Raw genomic sequence first — 18,470 nt, 5'->3', positions numbered from 1 at the left:
CTTGATTCTTGTAAAGCAATCCTCAACGAAATATGAATATATTGTAGGCTACCACATAAGTAGCTTATGCCGAAAGCACCGTTAACAGCCAGTCGATTGTAGATTGTAGATTTTAGATTTTAGATTTTAGATTCGACTCCACCGATGAATCTGGGAAGCTGAACTTTGGTCTAAAACTTTGTAATCTGGGCGACTCCTGTCTTCAAGGAATTATCAGTTTTTGCGCGAGTTCAACAGTAAACAGCCAGTCGATTTTAGATTTTAGATTTTAGATTTTAGATTGAAAAATCTACTCCACAGATGAATCTGGGAGCTGGAACTTCGGTCGAAAATTTTTCGCTTGTCAACAGTCAACAGTCAACAGTCAACAGTCAACAGTCAACTCTCATTACTCATTACTTGAAAATTTGTCATCGCACTATTGATTGGATTCCGGGCGTTTCTGGTGTTTAGTCTGGATAAACTGTTCCAAATCGGCGATCGCATCTTCAAAATCCGACAAATTAATTTTCGCCGGTCTAGTCTTCTTCGGCAAACTCGAAGACTGACTCGAAGGCTTAGCCGGAGGCGGTGGAGATTTCGGTTGTGCAGCTTGAGTGCTGTTTGATTCTATAGAATCGAACAATTCATCCAGGGACTCAAAAAATGATTGAGCCGAGGCCCGGCGTAAATCTTTCTGGTCGTCGTCATCCGTCATAAGCCACTCCATAGGGTCTAAAATTTGCCAACAAAGTCTGTCCGCCCCGGCGCGTGCAGACATGAAAACCCGACTAAAACAAGCAAGCGGACACAATTTAACCGGACGGTGGAATGCCTGCTGCTGAACTTGCTGCCCCCTATAAAACTTGCAGCGGGCATTGTCAGCCTTCAAACTATATTTAACTCTACACCCGCCTACTGAGTGATTGGAGACTTGGTGCAGACCCAGCTCAAAATCATCGACCCTGAAAAAATCTCAGTTAGGGCTCTTTCGTTGTCTAATTAACCCTAGTCTAGTCGAGAATAAGGAGACAGGACTTATGCAACTATTACCGCTGTTCAAGGGTTGCGATGGCAACGCGCCACCTCGAAAGGACGGAGAGACGGTATTTTTTGCTTGAGTCCTAAGATTTCAAAGGCATTAGGAGATTTTAAGGTGACTCAGGGATTTGATTACGATTTAGCAATTATCGGCGCTGGCGTGGGCGGACACGGCGCGGCCATACACGCGGTTAGCTGCGGGCTGAAAGTGGCAATTATCGAAGCAGGGGACATGGGGGGGACTTGCGTCAACCGCGGCTGCATTCCCTCGAAGGCGCTGTTGGCGGCTTCGGGGCGAGTGCGAGATTTGCGGAATGCCCACCACCTGAAGACTTTGGGTATTCAATTGGGCAGTGTGGATTTCGATCGCGGGGCGATCGCCAATCACGCTAATACTATTGTTAGCAAACTTCGCGGCGACTTGACCAACAGCCTCAAACGTTTGAACGTCGATGTCATCCAAGGTTGGGGCAAAATTGCCAGTGCTCAAAAAATTACCGTCGAAACCGATAAAGGCGAGAAAACTATTACTGCCAAGGATATTATTCTCGCTCCCGGTTCGGTTCCCTTCGTCCCCCCCGGGATAGAAATTGACGGCAAAACAGTATTTACCAGCGACGATGCTGTGAGGTTGGAATCGCTACCGAAATGGATTGCAATTATTGGTAGCGGTTACATCGGTTTGGAGTTTTCCGATATTTACACCGCACTGGGCTGTGAAATCACGATGATTGAGGCTCTAGATCAGTTGATGCCGACTTTCGATCCAGATATTGCTAAGTTAGCAGAACGGGTGTTAATTGCACCCCGCGATATTGAAACAAAAGTGGGTGTTTTGGCTAAGAAGATTACTCCTGGTTCGCCGGTGATTATTGAATTGGCTGATTTCAAGACTAAGGAAATTGTCGAAATTTTGGAAGTTGATGCTTGTTTGGTAGCAACTGGTCGGGTTCCTGTCAGTAAGAATTTGGGGTTAGAAACTGTTGGCGTGGAAACGATGCGCGGTTATATCCCAGTTAACGATAAGATGCAGGTTTTGGCGGCGGGAGAACCGGTGCAAAATTTGTGGGCGATCGGCGATGTTAATGGCAAGATGATGTTAGCGCATTCTGCGTCTGCCCAGGGAATTGCCGCAGTAGAAAATATTTGTGGCCGTGCCCGCGAAGTTGACTATTTGAGTATCCCGGCGGCGGCGTTTACTCACCCGGAAATTAGCTATGTGGGAATGACTGAACCTGCGGCCAAAGAGTTAGGAAAAACTGAAGGGTTTGAGGTCGGTTCTGTCAAGAGTTATTTTAAGGGAAATTCTAAGGCTATTGCGGAGGGTGAAACCGACGGTATGGCTAAGGTGATTTACCGGAAGGATACTGGGGAGTTGTTGGGAGTTCACATTTTCGGTTTGCACGCTTCGGATTTGATTCAGGAGGCGGCAAATGCGATCGCCCAGCGCGATTCTGTGAACACTTTAGCATTCCGAGTTCACACTCACCCGACGCTTTCGGAAGTGTTGGATGAGGCGTTTAAACGGGCTGCTGGAGCGGGTAGTCATTAATCTGTAGGGGCTGTTTTCTTGTTTTATATCCCCGACTTGTTGAATAAGTCGGGGATTTCGGTATACTGTTTTAGGGCGGCGGTAGAGTGCCGATCGCATTTTCAGCTAATTCTAGAAATTCTTCAGCTTGGGCGATCGATTCTGCTGCTTGATCGCTCGTAACGGCATCAAGTTCGCCGTAATCTCCAGCATTTCGCAATTCTTGTGCTCTGATGAGGTATTGGTGAAACTTAACAGGAACTCTTCCTGTACGAGCAAATTCTCTGCCAAAGGCACTAATGACTGCGGAATGTTTAGAAAAAGATAGTCCTTCACCTTCGAAAAATGCTTCGGCGATATAAAACATAGTGTAGTAGGCGCGAGAGGCTGCATAATCCGGGTATTCGCCCTCTAACATTAACTTAGCCGCTGAAAGGCTTTGACGAGCTTTTGCGAGTAAGTTTAATTGAGCCGATGTCATATTAAAATTCCCTCTTTACGGATATTTCTGAGCAAAGGGCTTTGATAATTAGTGAATTTTTCTTCATTCATAAACTGGCAGCTAATCACTTCATCATTTTGGAGCGACAAATCTGCTACAATCTGAAGAGTTCTATCAATTTCTTCACCCGCTTGAACTGGCGCTTTCAGAACTACTAAAACATCTATATCTGAGTCTGGATGTGCATCGCCTCGCGCCTGGGAACCGTAGAGCACCATTTGGGTGAGGCGATCGCCGTAAAGTTGCTCGAAGTGCGATCGTAATTGCGTCAGTATGTTCTTAAGTTTATCGTTAACGATCATATTTGTGGTAAATGATTGGAGGGCGATTCCCTACGAGATAGCTTCGCTTCACGCACTTTAAGCAGAATGCGGCAAATTAGGCTGACTTTTGGCAACAACAAAAGGAGATTGGACATCCATATCAATCAGGCAGTTTTCATCAATAACTGTCTAATTCATATCTAAAATCAGAGTCAGTTCGCCAATTTCATCATCGCCATCATCGCTAGCTAAGTTGTTTTCGCTATCGGATAAATCAGCTTTGAGTAAAAATTTAAGCTTAATCCAGTGAGAAGTCGGATGGTTGTTGATGATATTTGTGCCAATAGATCGCCCGATCGACTCTGCACAGATGAGATGAATAAAAGCAATTTCTTCATAAAACTTATTATTGCTATCCCAGTAACCTCTTATTTTGTAATTACAGGATTCTAAATGTTGGGTTGCGAGGCGATTTATATCAAGAGGTGCTAAGATTTTAGCGATTTCATCCCAAATTTGATAATTTGTCAAAGTTACTGAATTCATCAGCTTAATTCTCCGTGTTATACTATTATTAGTATTGGTAAGTTAAAAACCATGTCGCTCACACTAACCCAAGTCACCTATACTCAAGCTCAAGCCAATTTTGATGAACTGTGCGAACAAGTCATCAGCGATCGCGATGCGATCGTCATCACCCGCAAAGATGGCGAAAACATAGCCTTAATTGCTTCTGACGAATTATCAAGCTTGCTGGAGACAGTATACCTGCTGCGATCGCCCAAAAACGCCGATCGCTTATTGAGCGCTTTGGAACAAGCAAAAGCCAGAATTGTCAAATAGAAGAGAATATTCCTCTAGTTTAATCCGTCAGATATAATTCAAATCCTCTGGATATGTATAATTATATGCTAACAAAATTTGGTTTATCAAATTTCAAGGGATTTAAGCAGCTTGATTCAATTGAAATTAAGCCACTGACTGTGCTTTGCGGTATCAACAGTTCTGGAAAAAGTTCAATAATCCAGAGCTTACTTTTGATGAAGCAATCAAATGTTGATGGCAGCAAGCTTCCTATTGATTATTATATTCAAGAACCTGTAGTTTTTAATGGGCTGTACGTTCGTTTAGGTGATTGGGCAGATGTAATTAACAATCATGCAACAGACAAAGAGATTGGATTTTCCTGGAAATTATCAGGGGATTTCGATCTAAGAGATACAACTGGATTTTGGGATCAAAGAAAATCTGTTCAAATTGATGTAGGAGTGGAAGTAAAACTCTCTTATCGAGAAAACAAAACATTAAATACGTCCGATAATAAAAATAAATTATTAGTTAGCAAGTTTATTTTTAAAGACATGATAACAGGGTTTTTATTGGAAATAGAGCGATTTGGAGAAGATAAATATTTACTTAAATTAAAGAATGTTAAATTGAGAGATTTATTATTTAGATGGATGTATTGTCCTCCTCTATACCAGCTCAATCGTATAGATACAAGAAATTTCACGGAAACCAAATTTTTCAAAGAGACGGCGATTGATGAAGTAGTATTCGACCGCGTACAAGTTCAATTTGATGGAATACTACCAATGATTCTCTCAATCAATGAATTTGCCAAACAAAGTTATGCCAATCTAAATAAAGTTAACCACGATTGCATCAGTAGCAAAACAAAAGTACCGAAACACTTATCGAAATTTATTGATACCACCCTCCGTGAATTGAACACCTATATTCATAAAAAACCTGCACCAGAAAAAAAAGAAGGTTTTCAGACAATTTATGTAAGTCTTCTCATAGAAGAATTTTTTATACTTAAGGAAAAGGAAGGAATTCCACTTATGCAATATTATGATTCTTATCAAGTCACAGCCACTTATTTAAGAAATTTATGGTCTAGTGTTAGATATATAGGGCCTCTACGTGAAGCACCAAAACGATTTTACTTATTTGACGATGTGAGAAGAATTGATATTGGAATTAACGGTGAATATACCCCCTTAGTTCTTGCTGTTGAACAAAATCAGAATATCCCCAAATATTACAGATGTATTTATGAAGGAAGACGGATAAAAGAGTATAAACTGCGAGAGTCTGACAAAATGCTAGAAGCAGTGAACTGGTGGTTATCTGAATGTATGAAATTACCTAATATCACTTCTGTCGTTGGTTTAGGTGGAGTTCCCGGTCAAGTTAAATTAAACTCATCTGGCGTAGAAGTATATCTCCCAGATGTAGGATTTGGTGTCAGTCAAATTTTACCAATTTTAGTAGAGTGCTTGCGAACCAAAGAAGAAGAAACAATTATTTTAGAACAGCCTGAAATTCATTTGCATCCTTCGCTACAGTCAAAGCTTGCTGATTTTTTCATTTGCATGGCTAAGTCTGGTAAAAAATTAGTTATAGAAACTCACAGCGAACATTTAATTAACCGATTGTGTCTGCGAATTGCCCAAGAAGAGTCTGGTGAAGTTAAAGAGCTTTTAAATACTCTTTTCGTGAGTTTTGATGACAAACAAAAAACTTCTGTTGTCAAACCAATTCAAATTAATGAGTTTGGCGAAATCCAAAATTGGCCAGTTGGCTTCTTTGATGAAAATGATGCGCGGGATTTAATGGAAGCAACTTTAAAAAAAAGGATGGCCAAGTTTAGTCAATGAGAAAATATCTAGATCCCGTCTATTTAGCGGTCAGCGAAGAAGCATGGCAATCCAGACGTTACTTTGAAATTTTTCAGTCACTTAACTCATTATTGACAGATATTGAAGAGATCGAAAGAGATACGGATAATTTATATCAACTGGTTAAGTTCAAGTTTAGCGAAGGGCTATTCGCAGAAATATACAGAAATAATCCTTTCAAAAATCAGCCAGAAGTTCAAGAGCATTACACGAAATTTTTTAAAGATAAAATCATCCCGGAATTGTTTAGAAGATTTGAACTTTGCCCTGGCTTATGCACTCCACAGTCTGAAAATAGCCAATTTTGCAAATTTACTAATGAGTTAGTTCCTGAAGATGTCCTAAATGAATGGAATCTGTTGCTGGAAAAATGCTTTTTTTGTAACGATCCTGACTTACTATGCTTGGTAAGTCCCGCTGCTTCTCAGACGGTAATGGTAGAACCCGATGACATTTCAATTACTGAAAAAATGTTGGTAGCTAAAGATGTAAAACAGCTATTTGATGTAACTGATTTTTTGTCCCAAAATATAGTTGATGACAGTCTCCGAGAAAATCGCATCAAACAAGCTATCGGAATTTGCTACAGTCAATCTGTTTTACGGGATAGATGGAATTCGGATTTGACACCACCAGATTATGAATTTAATGAAAATTTTTGGCAAAGTTTAACACGAGGGAAGTTATTAAATGAAACTCGTTCCTATCAAGAGCGATTTATCAGATCCATGACTCAAATTGTCTACGATTTAGATATAGATATCCGCAAGCACAAATACCAAGGTGATAAAATCGTAGTTGGCCGTAAAAAATACACTAAATATAGCGCCGATGTCTTCAAAATGGGACAAAGTAATATTGATAAAAGATGTTCGAGAATTTTTTACTGTAAAGTTAGTAAAAAAGTCCATTTCTATGAGTATGAACCCGATCGCCATGCAGGCGAGTAGGTTTCAACGATCGCACTTTATCAACATTTTTTTATAATGGAATCCCATCCAATTTATCAATCCATTCTTCAGCTTCCGAAGTCTCCCAAACTATCACAATTTCTTCTGCCCATCTGCCTAAACTTGCACTTGGACGCACCCAAAACAGTCCCCAAATTTGTCCTCCCTTTGCCCAATATTCCTCCAAATGTCCAGGAATACTTTTGCAGTTATCCGTTACCAATAACCTTTGCGATGATTCCAAATAGCTGATGATTTCTGGATCGAGGGTTCCTAATGGCGGTGCATTTGCGTCGCCCACCCGCAAAATATCTATCTCCGGCTGGAGTTTTAAAACAGCACTTTTAAGCTTAGGCGGCAAATTTTCATCGAGTAAAAAACGAACTTTCACTTGAGTAGAAGTAACTCCTGTTCTCGCTGTGCTTTGATTGCTCTTACACGCTTTACTACATCAGAAGGTTCCTTAGCCAACCATTCCTGATAGCGTTCTTCCCGCCACTTCGCCAGCCGCAACATATAAGCATCCATCTGCCTCCGATTTTGCAGATAATAAGTTAGCGTCGCGTAAATTTTCTCTAAATTCAAACTTGGTAATTCTTCCAGAATTTGGTCGGGCGAATATCCATCCAAGTAATATTTAATTACATCGTCAATGCCGATCCGATGTCCTTTGATGCGGATGTCATCGGGGTCGAGAAATTCAAAATATTCTTCTAGTTGCATCGGTTTATCTCCGAATACTTAGTTAATCGCATCTTATCATAAATTGAAAAGGGCGATCGACCTTATATAATAGAAACTTGTTGCGATCGCCCTTTATCCACCTATCATGCTTCAAATCCGCCGTCGTCCCCCCAGCACATCCGTCTCCGTACTCTACTTAGGCCGATCGCACAGCAGCAGATTCAGCAACAATTTCTTCATCTTTGTCGCTCAAACCAGTTCCAAATTCAGTATATTGTCGCACTTGAGGATGCCTAAAACCGAGTACAATATCTTCTTTAGGAACACCTGCCGCCAGTAAATCAGTCGCCACTCCTTCTTCAGTATCACCATATTGAATCCAGATTTTATCGCCGATTAAATCAAGGTGGATTGGTGTGGCGTGAAGGTACTGGTTCTCATTCCAACCAATATCCAAAACTAAATATCCTCCTCGTTCATCATCAAATAACATTTGAGAATGATAGCCATCAGGTATAGTATTGCGGAAGTTAGCGTGTTCCTGAAGTATGGTTTTGATAATTTCTTGGTATCTCAATCGGGTATCCATTGAAGTATTGCCTCACTTTTTTATCAAAAATAATCAGTTTAACTGTCTGATTTTTCAATAACACCTCCCCTAACTCTATAGAAAATACACTATTAAAAACCTCCTCAGAAATAGCCAGATATAGTTTTCTATCGCTCTGCATTTCATTAAGCACATGGCGGTAAAGAACGTACTGTCCCAAAGCCTGTTCCAAATCTTTTACATCCGATCGTCCCACAAAGCTCTTGACCTCAACAACAATTTTTTGGGTTCCTTTTTCGGCATTAATTAGACGCTCTGCACCAAGTCGGCAGATAAACGCTTGCGACCAATTTGCAGGGGAAATGGATCGTGAGTAATTGTCCAGCCATCCTTTTCTAAGGCACGCTTAACTGTATCGTGATATATATCTTTAGCTGACACGTATTAGCTCTCAGGCTAGGAGGATTTACTGTAACCATTATATAATATGTTGAAACTTGTTACGATCGCCCTTTATCCCCCTATCATGCTTCAAATCCGTCGCCGTCCCCCCAGCACATCCGTCTCCGTCCTCTACCTCAGCTACCAAATCGCCGTACCCGACGCCGAACCTCAGCACATCCTCGAAGAAATCGTCTGGGAAAAAGAAGCTGAAGTGGCCCAAAAGCGCGATCGCACTCCCTTATCCGAACTTCACAAAAAACTCCCGTTTGCACCGCCAACTCGCGACTTTCTTGCCGCCCTTAAAAACGGCAAAACCACACCAGCTATCATCGCCGAAGTTAAAAAAGCTTCTCCCAGCAAAGGCGTAATTCGCGAAGATTTCGACCCAGTGGCGATCGCCCTAGCTTACCAACAAAACGGCGCTAGCTGCATCTCCGTACTCACCGATGAAAAGTTCTTTCAAGGCAGTTTCGACAACCTCGCTAAAATCCGTGCCGCCGTCGATTTACCCTTACTTTGCAAAGAGTTTATTATCTATCCCTACCAAATCTATCTCGCCCGGATTCACGGCGCCGATGCTGTATTGTTAATCGCAGCTATTCTATCTGACAAAGACTTACAATACTTTGTCAAAATTGTCAAGACTTTGGGCATGACAGCTTTAATAGAAGTTCACACTCTCGAAGAACTCGATCGAGTATTAACCCTAGAAGGCGTTAACCTGATCGGCATCAACAACCGCAACCTAGCAGACTTTTCCGTCAGCCTAGAAACCACCAGTCAACTATTAGCCTCCCGCCAAACCGAAATCCAAGAAAAAGGCATCCTCATCGTCAGCGAGTCAGGAATCCACACTCCCGACGACCTCGCTAAACTTGCCAGCGCCGGCGCCGAAGCCGTCCTCATCGGCGAATCTCTGGTCAAGCAGCCCGATCCAGGCGCTGCTTTAGCCTCCCTTGCCGATCGCCCTCCCAGCCAGTGAAAGGCGAGACCGCTTGACAAACCACCCTTAATTCTGATAAAAAATGATTAAGTAGGTAAATAATGAGAATTTCTAGCCTGCATCGACTCAAGCGCTACTGTAAAAAAGAAATAGCACTGAAAGCTATATTGCATAGAAATATTTTGCCAGAAAGCAATTAAATCTATTCTGTAAGCCTGTCGATCGCAAAATTTAGCGTGTACAACGCCCCCAGCCCCGAATATTCGATCGGCAAAGCAGGGGTTATTGTACGGTTAGAAAACAAATAAAAAATCGGGCATCTAATGTTCACCGTGATGCCTCATGCAATTGCAATGGGGTATCGGTTCGCTGAGGTATGTTAGCTTTCATGGAGCCAATCCCCCTTCCTTCGTACATTCATTATGAATTGCTACTTCAATTGTTAGAACGCAAAACGATGTTTGCTGTCAGTCCACAATCGCCGCAGCAGCAACAAGTTCACCAACTTATTATTACACTGCGTAAAGCCCTTGCCATTCAAAAGCAATTAGAACAAAGCTGCGAGCGATCGAACTTAGCGGTAGAACATCGCTGGTCTCTAAATGAAATTAACCAGAAGGGAGTTAAAAGTTAAAAAAGTTAGAGTAGCGACGTGACGTATCGTATTTGATTTATTCTATATAACTCCCACAGAAAAACTTAGGACAATATCATGGACAACAAATTAATGCTGATGATTCCCGGCCCGACGCCGGTGCCTGAAGCGGCATTGTTAGCGATGGCAAAACACCCGATGGGCCACCGCAGCAAGGAATTTGACGCGATTTTTGCAGAATGTACCGAAAACCTCAAATGGCTGCACCAAACTAAAAGTGACGTGCTGAGTTTAACGGTTTCCGGTACCGGCGCGATGGAAGCTGGGATAATTAATTTCTTGAGTGCGGGCGATCGAGTTTTAGTCGGATGCAACGGCAAATTTGGTGAACGTTGGGCTGAAGTCGCCGAAGCTTACGGTTTAAACGCCGAAATTATTAAAGCTGAGTGGGGCCAACCTTTAGACCCCGAACACTTCCGCGAAAAACTCGAAGCAGATACAGAGAAGCAAATCAAAGCTGTCATCATCACCCACTCGGAAACCTCCACCGGCGTCCTCAACGACCTCGAAACCATCAACCGCCACGTTAAAGCCCACGGTGAAGCTTTAATTATGGTCGATGCTGTCACTAGCTTAGGCGCTGTCAATATTCCGATGGATGCTTGGGGAATCGATGTCATTGCTTCGGGTTCTCAGAAAGCTTACATGATTCCTCCAGGTTTGGGTTTTGTGGCCGTCAGTCCGAAAGCTTGGGAAGCTTACAAAACTGCGAAACTGCCCCGCTATTATTTGGATTTGGGCAAATATAGCAAAGACGCTGCCAAAAATACCACTCCTTTTACTCCCCCTGTCAATATGTTTTTTGCCCTGCAAGCATCGCTGCAGATGATGAAAACAGAAGGGTTGGAAAATGTTTTCGCGCGGCATAAACGGTTGATGACAACTACTCGCGCTGCTGTAAAAGCTTTAGGTTTGCCGTTGTTTGCTGCTGACGATGCCGCCAGCCCTGCGATTACTTCGGTTATGCCGCCAGAATCCGTAGATGCTCAAAAAGTGCGGACTTTGATGAGAAAGAGATTTGACATTGCTCTCGCCGACGGACAAGACCATTTGAAAGGTAAAATCTTCCGAATCGGTCATTTGGGCTTTGTGTGCGATCGCGATATTCTAGCAGCAATTTCCTCTTTAGAAGTCGTGTTGCGAGAATTGGGTCATGAAGGCTCCACTCCTGGTGCCGGCGTTGCCGCTGCTGCCAAATTCTTGGCTGAATCCTAATCCAAGTTATTAAAGGATTTTGGATTTTGGATTCTTTCTAAAATCTAAAATCCTTTTAATATGCTTCGGATAACCAATCAAAGATTTTATCCAACTGTTCGAGAGTGACTAAACCGTATTGCCACAGAACCATCGGCAAGGAATTCGGGTCTTGATCACGCTGCCGCTGTTTGTTATCGCCGACACGTTCGGCGACAGCAATTGACGCGGGCGAAATTGCCAAATCTTCTTGTAAAAATCGAATTAATCGAGTGTATTTAGCGGGTGCCATGTGATTTCACCTCTAAGTATAGGACACCATTTTCTGATGTGAACCTGATGTTTGTGATGAGTAATAAGCCAGTTTTAAATTTGTCTTGTTACCGTCGATAGGTTTTAAAACGCTATTAGCGGTTGAACTGCCAAACGTAATGCTGAGTGCGAGCGCACAAGCTAACCTTTCCCAAAAAGTGAAAGGTTTTGCAATTTTGCTGATGTCTGCCCGATCGACTGGTAATCGCGATCGAACTTAAACTGAATACCTCGGCATCTTTGCAGCGCGAATCAGAATAAATTCTGCTACCTAAAGACTACTAAACCAAGTTCAGAGTTTAACTTCATCTGCCAAAATGCAGAATCCGCAAATCTACTTCGGGAAAATTAGTTAGATATTTCGATCAGACCCGAAACTGCTACCAGAAGTTAAGTTTGCCAATTACCGCCAATTAACTTGGCTCGTAGCATATTACTTTAGATAGGTTTAGTAGATTTAGCTCGATCGCCAGAACTTCCAGAGAATTTCTTTTCGTGTTGCTACACCTTGAGGCTGAGTATCGTCTCTCAGGATTGGTAACGAGTCGCTGACTCGTCTCATACCTGCGACCAACAATCTACAGCTTCCGGAAACAAGCTCAAGTCCTGACTGACTGAGATCGACATCGTAGCAAATCTTTCGGTGTTTGTACTGAATCTTACATTAATATTCTAATAGATTTAATCAATTTTTGTAAAGTTTCTAAATTTTCGCCGGTATTCCGAAGGCAGGGGGATCTCTGGGCGAGGGAAACCGGGGGATTGTTTATTGATCGAGGTTTTCGTTAAAAAACTCGATTTCAATACGATCGCCCACTTTGACACCTAGTTCAGCAGCCCGCCCGCCCCGGAGTTCAATAACTCGATCGACAGCAGTATCGGGCCCGTAGGTAGGACAAGGATCTTCAGTACAAGGAGGTGCAGAAACTTCGATCGCCTCAACCACCCCATTTCGCAGAAAAATCATATCCAGAGAAATCTTGCAATTTTTCATCCAAAAATTGACCCGCCGCGCCGCTTTAAACTCAAACAGCATTCCTCTGTCATCCGGCAAAGAAGTTCTGTACATTAAACCCATAGCCTGCTGTTCCGCTGTTTTCGCCACTTCGAGTTCGATTGGGCGATCGCCTATCCGAGCTCTAGCAGAAACAGGCAGCACTTGACCCGATGTTGTCGCCGTCGGAGACTGATTCGCCAAAATACCAGTAGCACCAGCATTCGCGATCGGTAAAGTCGGCGAACATCCCAGCAAAAATATACTTACTCCAATACCGAGCAAATTAGTTAAATAATTCATAAAGATTTTAGATTTTAGATTTTAGATTTTAGATTGGGCATAGGGCATAGGGCATGGGGCATGGGGCATAGGGCATGGGGCATGGGCATTGTTGACTAATGACTAATGACCACTGACTAATGACTAATGACTAATGACTTCTTCAAGCTTCCCGCATCACATAGCCAACACCGCGCACCGTCTGAATCAAGCGCTTTTCGCCCTCATCTTCAATCTTGAGCCGCAGATAGCGGATGTAAACCTCAATCACATTCGACTCGCCCAAAAAGTCGTAACCCCAAACATTTTCCAGAATTTGTTCCCGAGTCAAAACCTCGCGGGGATGTTCCATCAAATACTTTAGCAGCTCAAATTCCTTCATCGTCAGGTCGATCGCCCGTCCGTTGCGTAGGGCCCGCCTAGAGGCCAAATCCAAAACTAAATCGCCAAACCTCAATTGTTCGTTGCTGCTGTTATCCGGCTGCAAATACAAGCGCACCAACTGCAAAAACTCCTCAGTGCGGTAAGGTTTGAGAAAATAATCATCCGCCCCAGCTTCCAGACAAGCTACGCGATCGTCCACTGTATCACGACCGACCAATAGCAACACCGGCACCCGATTGCCAATACTTCTGAGGTAAGAACACAGTGACAGCCCCGACTCAGGGCCAAGTATGCGATCGATTACAATCAAAGCTGGCTGCAATTCACGGGCTAAATGTTGGCCGGTGGCGGTATTAGAAGCTACTACCGGTTCATAGCCGGAGGATTTTAAGTCGAGACTCAAGTGTCCGGCGAGAACTTCGTCTGTTTCAACTAGCAGGACACAGGGATTGCGATCGAGAGTAATTGCAGCCATTGAATTGACCGGTGGAGACCATAACTGTTCTAGCACGTTTGAGGGTTGTTGGCGGTTGACAGTTGACTGTTGTCAGTTGACTGTTGTCAGTTGACTGTTGTTTGTTGGCTGTTGACTGTTGTTATTTGTTATTTGTTGTTATTAGGCTTCTCCTAAAAAGCAGATTTTGAACAGACAAGATGCCTGTTCCACGATAATTATGGGAGATGTCTATTCGTTATGGGTTATTTGCGAGTTGCTACCCATTACCAATTCCCAATTCTATAAGGCCTCATGCCCCATGCCCCATGCCCCATGCCCCATGCCCCATGCCCCATGCCCAATTTAAATTATGACCATCATCGTATTCGGCAGTATCAACATCGACCTAGCAGCAAAAACTCCCCGGTTGCCACAGCCAGGGGAAACTATCATCGGTAGCAATTTTTTCACGGCTGGTGGCGGCAAAGGAGCAAATCAAGCCGTCGCCGCCGCCCGTCTCGGTACTTCCACCCACATCATCGGTCGCGTTGGCAACGATAAATTTGCTGAAGAATTATTGACAAGTTTACAATCTTATGGTGTAAACACAGACAATGTATTAATAGACCAAAACACTCATTCAGGAGTGGCAATTATCGCCGTAGACGAGACAGGTCAAAATAATATTATTGTGATTCCGGGCGCAAATCACAATGTCGGTGAAGCAGATATAGAACGTCTCAAAAAACTGTTAACAGCAGCTACATCCTTGCTGTTACAGTTAGAAATTCCCCTGGAAATTGTCCAAAAAGCTGCGAAAATTGCTCATCAAGCGGGGGTGCGAGTTATTCTCGATCCAGCACCGGCGAGGGCGGATTTGCCGATCGAACTTTATCCGCTAATTGACATTATCACGCCGAATGAAGTGGAAGCTAGTCAGTTAGTCGGTTTTCGGGTGAATGACACGGAAACAGCGATTGTAGCTGCCAAACACTTGCAGGAGCGTGGCGTCAAGAATGTTATTGTCAAATTGGGCGATCGCGGGGCTGTTGCTGTTACGGCGGATGAAACCTTTTTTGTACCGGCTTTTGCTGTGGAGGCGATCGACACTGTGGCTGCTGGCGATGCTTTTAACGGCGGGTTAGCCTCTGCATTAGATGCCGGTCTGTCCTTGTCAGAAGCGGTGCGGTGGGGCGCAGCAGCGGGCGCTTTGTGCACAACTAAAGTCGGTGCTCAAGTTGCTATGTGCGATCGGGCAACTTTTGATAATTTTTTACATAATAGACTTCTTGCATAAATCTTTGATTGATAGGTCAACCGCAGATTTTAAGCAGATAAACACAGATGAACGCAGATAATTTCAAGAGATGAAAGTGAACGACCACAATAGGTCTATTTTCTGTAAAAAAAATCAAAATCTTGTGGGGTGGGCTTCTAGCCCGCCCCAAATATGCAAGAATTTAAATCTGTAAACGCTTGTCCTAATTTGGCCGCTGAATAATTGTTTCAACTACCCGCCGCTTGACTTTTGGATCGATACCAATCAGCCGCACGTATTCGCCGCCGTGTTCCGCCAAACAAGTTTCTAAAGATGCAACCACATCTTTTTCCTGTCCACTGTTAATCGTCGCGCAACTTTGCCAAGAACCAGTTTTAAATCGGCGATTGTCTGCATATTCCATGCCTATTTTGCAGCCTCTTGCTAATAACTGTTTTACTTGTTCCAATACCTCAGAACTCAGCCGCGCCGCATGACCGTTACCACCTTCAGAACTTGGCTCAACGTAAGCCTTATAATATTTAGATGACGGGTCGTTTAATTGACTTTGCGTTGGCATAGCAGCCGGGGCATTGGGGGTTCCTTGAACGTTGAACAGGCGCGATTGGTTGTATTCATCTACTAAGCGCATTTCCTGAATCCGCTTTTGTTGACCCACCATCAAACTGCCCATTTCTATTAAATGAGCGAGGCTGAAATTCGGGTTCTGGAAATCTGGCGCTGCTTCCAAAGTGTTTACCAAACGCTTGGAAACTTGCTCAATTCCTATTTTGTGAATAAATTCGCGGATTTGTTCGTCGTAAATGCGCGATCGCAAAGCACTAAAAAAGTCGATCGCCTGATCGGCAAAATTATCGACTAACGCCACAATATCGGTTTTTGACAATTTGTCAGACTCAAAAATTCCCCCAACAATGCCAATTTTATCATCCCGGCTGGGTTCCCAATAAAACTTTTCCATCCGCCCGTCGCGAATCAGCGGCGCGTACAGCGTAGAAAAATCATTTCCGGTGACAATAATCGGTACTCGGTGCAGCGGCGTACTGTCATAACTTCCTGGTAACTGCACGTTAGTTGGATTATCTGCAATATTCATCAGAGTGGCATTGACCATCTGAGTATTGACAGTATATTGAGTAGTAGTATCGAACCTGCCAGCACCAGCATCCAAATCGTTAATAAAGATGGCGCACATCTCGCCGCGCACCCTAATTTGCTCCGCAGCTTCCCGGTAGCGCAAGCGAATTAAACGCGCCGGATCTCCTGCATCCGGGCTTTCTAATTCCCCACCAGATATCATCACCGGTTCAAAGCCCATCCGCCGAAAAACCAGTTCGGTTTGAAAAGTTTTGCCTTCTCCTTTGCGGCCGTGAATTCCCAAAATTAGGGGAACTCTTACCCCAGGTAAATTTAAAAAGTTCTTAGTGACGTGCACCGCAACTTTATCGAGAAAGTTAGGAGAAATGTAATAACTCATCAGTAGATTTGTGAGGGATTAATTGAGGTTACTGTTATGATTTTATGACAAAACTAACAGCCTGCACCGCTAACCGGGATTTTTACCGTACAATCGAGGTCTGTATATTATGTGTTAAGGAGCGATTCGTGAGTCCAGAAACCTTACTAAAAGAACCAAACGTGCAAGCCGAAGCCAGTCCCTTCAGTTCTGAGAGCTTCGACAGCTATGTAATGTCAACTTACGGGCGTTTTGCGATCGCCCTAGAACGGGGCCTCGGCTGCCGCGTTTGGGATACCGAGGGCCGCGAATATCTCGATTTTGTGGCTGGTATTGCTACCTGCACTCTGGGACACGCCCACCCGGCAATGATTGCAGCGGTAACTCAGCAAATTCAGACCCTGCACCACGTTTCTAATCTTTATTACATCCCCGTACAGGGCGAGCTGGCAAAGTGGCTTGTAGACCATTCTTGCGCGGACAGAGCCTTCTTTTGCAACTCCGGCGCTGAAGCTAATGAAGCGGCAATTAAACTCGCCCGCAAGTACGCCCACGAAAAATTAAATATCTCGAATCCGACAATCATTACCGCCGTGGCGAGTTTCCACGGCCGGACTTTGGCGACAATTACGGCAACCGGACAGCCTAAATATCAGAAGGGTTTTAGCCCTTTGGTTCCCGGATTTCACTATGTGCCCTACAACGATATTAGTGCGATCGAAAGTGCGATCGAGCAACTCGACAAAGACGAACGCCAAGTAGCTGCAATTATGCTGGAAGCGCTGCAAGGCGAAGGCGGAGTTCGCCCCGGAGATATCGCCTACTTCCAGCGAATTCGGGAAATTTGCGACGAAAAAGGCATTTTGCTGATTCTCGACGAAGTGCAAGTCGGGATGGGACGCAGCGGCAAATACTGGGGCTACGAAAACCTCGGCATTGAACCGGATATCTTTACGTCTGCGAAAGGGTTGGGCGGCGGTATCCCGATCGGCGCTATGCTGTGCAAATCTTTCTGCGATGTATTTGAACCGGGAAGTCACGCCAGCACTTTCGGTGGCAATCCTTTTGCTTGCGCTGTAGCTTTGTGCGTTTGCCAAACTTTAGAACGGGAAAACCTTCTGGAAAACGTGCAGCAGCGCGGGGAACAGTTGAAAGCAGGGCTCAACAAGTTGGCGGCCGAATATCCGCATTTAATTGCTGAGGTGCGCGGCTGGGGTTTGATTGTCGGGATGGAATTGCAAGCTGACATCGAACTTACATCCGCTGATATCGTCAAATCTGCCATCGCCGCAGGAGTTTTGTTGGTTCCCGCAGGGCCGAAAGTGCTGAGGTTTGTCCCGCCGCTGATTGTCACTGCTGCTGAAGTCGATCGAGCTCTGCAGGCAGTGGAGTCAGCCTTGCGTTCTCAAGCGGTACAGTAAAATCTACTGAGTTGCTTTTTGTTAGCTGTAGCGCTGAAACTCGCGCAATATCCTAGATAACTCACTTAGTCCAGGACACACTCTTCCTCAGAAACCGGGTTTCTTTCGAGATTTCTCGTTACTAAACCCCATAGTTTTCCAGAAACCCGGTTTCTTAGCCTAAGTCCGATCAGGGTAAAAGTAAACCCGCCCCGCTGCAAGTCTGTCGGGGCGGGTTTGTCAAGTTTAGAACTGTCTGTGAAACCCGCCCCGACAGACTGACGGCGTTTTGAACTGCGATTTTACTAAAGAGCAGCGCGCAAAATTATACTATTAGCCATTGCAGGTGCTAGTTTCGCTATGTGAGTGCGTGTTGCGACTTGTGAATCCTGCTTTAACTATTTCGCGCCCTTCCAACTCAACTGAGTACCGTTATAGTGGGAAGGGCGGGTGACGATGATTGCATCCTCAAGTAATTTCGCGTATCGCTTTCAAGAGAGAAAA

The 18,470-nt window shown here is 44.1% G+C and carries 20 protein-coding genes and 1 pseudogene; 9 read left to right on the top strand and 12 right to left on the bottom strand.

What is annotated here, in order from left to right:
* Nucleotides 1–418: 418 nt before the first annotated feature.
* The gene (locus QUA43_RS00825; RefSeq protein ID WP_333370182.1) at nucleotides 419–760 is read right to left on the bottom strand and encodes a hypothetical protein; all 342 of its coding nucleotides are present in this window, start codon (nucleotides 758–760) and stop codon (nucleotides 419–421) included.
* Between the two features lie 375 nt (nucleotides 761–1,135).
* Here QUA43_RS00825 and lpdA point away from each other — a divergent pair, with 375 nt between their 5' ends.
* Nucleotides 1,136–2,572, top strand: a complete 1,437-nt coding sequence (gene lpdA / locus QUA43_RS00820; protein ID WP_333370180.1) for a dihydrolipoyl dehydrogenase — start codon at nucleotides 1,136–1,138, stop codon at nucleotides 2,570–2,572.
* A 70-nt stretch (nucleotides 2,573–2,642) separates the two neighbouring features.
* Here lpdA and QUA43_RS00815 read toward each other — a convergent pair whose 3' ends face one another.
* The 3 genes from QUA43_RS00815 to QUA43_RS00805 all read right to left on the bottom strand — a co-directional run bounded on the left by QUA43_RS00815 (nucleotide 2,643) and on the right by QUA43_RS00805 (nucleotide 3,862).
* A complete protein-coding gene (locus tag QUA43_RS00815; protein WP_333370178.1) occupies nucleotides 2,643–3,032 on the bottom strand; it encodes a HEPN domain-containing protein in 390 nt (129 codons plus the stop codon).
* Nucleotides 3,029–3,355 carry a nucleotidyltransferase domain-containing protein gene (locus QUA43_RS00810; RefSeq protein WP_333370177.1) on the bottom strand — a complete coding sequence of 109 codons (327 nt, stop codon included), beginning with the start codon at nucleotides 3,353–3,355 and terminating at the stop codon, nucleotides 3,029–3,031. Before QUA43_RS00810 ends, QUA43_RS00815 begins: the two co-directional genes overlap by 4 nt.
* 150 nt (nucleotides 3,356–3,505) lie before the next feature.
* On the bottom strand, nucleotides 3,506–3,862 hold the full coding sequence (locus tag QUA43_RS00805) for a hypothetical protein (RefSeq protein ID WP_333370175.1): 357 nt from the start codon (nucleotides 3,860–3,862) through the stop codon (nucleotides 3,506–3,508).
* Nucleotides 3,863–3,913: 51 nt separating this feature from the next.
* On the opposite strand from QUA43_RS00805, the gene QUA43_RS00800 reads away from it, so the two are divergent.
* The 3 genes from QUA43_RS00800 (at nucleotide 3,914) to QUA43_RS00790 (ending at nucleotide 6,953) form a co-directional block, all read left to right on the top strand.
* Nucleotides 3,914–4,159 carry a type II toxin-antitoxin system Phd/YefM family antitoxin gene (locus QUA43_RS00800; RefSeq protein WP_333370173.1) on the top strand — a complete coding sequence of 82 codons (246 nt, stop codon included), beginning with the start codon at nucleotides 3,914–3,916 and terminating at the stop codon, nucleotides 4,157–4,159.
* 65 nt (nucleotides 4,160–4,224) lie between these two features.
* Entirely contained in the window at nucleotides 4,225–5,982 is a 1,758-nt protein-coding gene (locus tag QUA43_RS00795) for a DUF3696 domain-containing protein (protein ID WP_333370171.1), read from the top strand.
* Nucleotides 5,979–6,953 carry a hypothetical protein gene (locus QUA43_RS00790; protein WP_333370169.1) on the top strand — a complete coding sequence of 325 codons (975 nt, stop codon included), beginning with the start codon at nucleotides 5,979–5,981 and terminating at the stop codon, nucleotides 6,951–6,953. Before QUA43_RS00795 ends, QUA43_RS00790 begins: the two co-directional genes overlap by 4 nt.
* A 31-nt stretch (nucleotides 6,954–6,984) precedes the next feature.
* Here the strand turns inward: QUA43_RS00790 and QUA43_RS00785 are convergent, their stop codons facing one another.
* The 4 genes and pseudogenes from QUA43_RS00785 to QUA43_RS00770 form a co-directional block, all read right to left on the bottom strand.
* A complete protein-coding gene (locus tag QUA43_RS00785; RefSeq protein WP_333370167.1) occupies nucleotides 6,985–7,344 on the bottom strand; it encodes a DUF5615 family PIN-like protein in 360 nt (119 codons plus the stop codon).
* Nucleotides 7,341–7,676 carry a DUF433 domain-containing protein gene (locus QUA43_RS00780; RefSeq protein ID WP_333336566.1) on the bottom strand — a complete coding sequence of 112 codons (336 nt, stop codon included), beginning with the start codon at nucleotides 7,674–7,676 and terminating at the stop codon, nucleotides 7,341–7,343. The genes QUA43_RS00785 and QUA43_RS00780 overlap by 4 nt, the downstream gene beginning before the upstream one ends.
* Before the next feature lie 157 nt (nucleotides 7,677–7,833).
* On the bottom strand, nucleotides 7,834–8,226 hold the full coding sequence (locus QUA43_RS00775) for a XisI protein (RefSeq protein ID WP_333370165.1): 393 nt from the start codon (nucleotides 8,224–8,226) through the stop codon (nucleotides 7,834–7,836).
* A pseudogene (locus QUA43_RS00770) lies at nucleotides 8,168–8,628 on the bottom strand (XisH family protein). The gene QUA43_RS00775 and the pseudogene QUA43_RS00770 overlap by 59 nt, the downstream one beginning before the upstream one ends.
* An 85-nt stretch (nucleotides 8,629–8,713) precedes the next feature.
* Between QUA43_RS00770 and trpC the strand changes: the two are divergent.
* From trpC to QUA43_RS00755, 3 genes are all read left to right on the top strand, one after another.
* On the top strand, nucleotides 8,714–9,613 hold the full coding sequence (trpC, locus tag QUA43_RS00765) for an indole-3-glycerol phosphate synthase TrpC (RefSeq protein WP_333370342.1): 900 nt from the start codon (nucleotides 8,714–8,716) through the stop codon (nucleotides 9,611–9,613).
* Nucleotides 9,614–9,962: 349 nt separating this feature from the next.
* A complete protein-coding gene (locus tag QUA43_RS00760) occupies nucleotides 9,963–10,208 on the top strand; it encodes a DUF5340 domain-containing protein (RefSeq protein WP_006632049.1) in 246 nt (81 codons plus the stop codon).
* 78 nt (nucleotides 10,209–10,286) lie between these two features.
* The gene (locus QUA43_RS00755) at nucleotides 10,287–11,444 is read left to right on the top strand and encodes an alanine--glyoxylate aminotransferase family protein (protein ID WP_333370163.1); all 1,158 of its coding nucleotides are present in this window, start codon (nucleotides 10,287–10,289) and stop codon (nucleotides 11,442–11,444) included.
* A gap of 55 nt (nucleotides 11,445–11,499) precedes the next feature.
* Here the strand turns inward: QUA43_RS00755 and QUA43_RS00750 are convergent, their stop codons facing one another.
* From QUA43_RS00750 to nblR, 3 genes are all read right to left on the bottom strand, one after another.
* On the bottom strand, nucleotides 11,500–11,715 hold the full coding sequence (locus QUA43_RS00750; protein WP_333095284.1) for a DUF2949 domain-containing protein: 216 nt from the start codon (nucleotides 11,713–11,715) through the stop codon (nucleotides 11,500–11,502).
* Between the two features lie 786 nt (nucleotides 11,716–12,501).
* The gene (locus QUA43_RS00745) at nucleotides 12,502–13,032 is read right to left on the bottom strand and encodes a DUF192 domain-containing protein (RefSeq protein WP_333370162.1); all 531 of its coding nucleotides are present in this window, start codon (nucleotides 13,030–13,032) and stop codon (nucleotides 12,502–12,504) included.
* 142 nt (nucleotides 13,033–13,174) lie between these two features.
* On the bottom strand, nucleotides 13,175–13,870 hold the full coding sequence (gene nblR, locus QUA43_RS00740) for a response regulator transcription factor NblR (RefSeq protein ID WP_333297208.1): 696 nt from the start codon (nucleotides 13,868–13,870) through the stop codon (nucleotides 13,175–13,177).
* A 331-nt stretch (nucleotides 13,871–14,201) separates the two neighbouring features.
* Between nblR and rbsK the strand changes: the two genes are divergently transcribed.
* Entirely contained in the window at nucleotides 14,202–15,128 is a 927-nt protein-coding gene (gene rbsK / locus QUA43_RS00735; protein ID WP_333370160.1) for a ribokinase, read from the top strand.
* Nucleotides 15,129–15,312: 184 nt separating this feature from the next.
* Here the strand turns inward: rbsK and QUA43_RS00730 are convergent, their stop codons facing one another.
* Nucleotides 15,313–16,587: a ribulose bisphosphate carboxylase small subunit gene (locus tag QUA43_RS00730; RefSeq protein ID WP_333370159.1), complete on the bottom strand. Its 1,275-nt coding sequence runs from the start codon at nucleotides 16,585–16,587 to the stop codon at nucleotides 15,313–15,315.
* 128 nt (nucleotides 16,588–16,715) lie between these two features.
* On the opposite strand from QUA43_RS00730, the gene QUA43_RS00725 reads away from it, so the two are divergent.
* Nucleotides 16,716–17,987, top strand: a complete 1,272-nt coding sequence (locus tag QUA43_RS00725) for an aspartate aminotransferase family protein (RefSeq protein ID WP_333370156.1) — start codon at nucleotides 16,716–16,718, stop codon at nucleotides 17,985–17,987.
* Nucleotides 17,988–18,470 lie beyond the last annotated feature (483 nt).

It is taken from the genome of Microcoleus sp. N9_B4 (genome assembly GCF_036701635.1).
Taxonomy (GTDB): Bacteria; Cyanobacteriota; Cyanobacteriia; order Cyanobacteriales; family Microcoleaceae; genus Microcoleus.
Note: the sequence above shows the minus strand (reverse complement) of the source record. Positions and strands in the feature narration are given on the sequence as shown.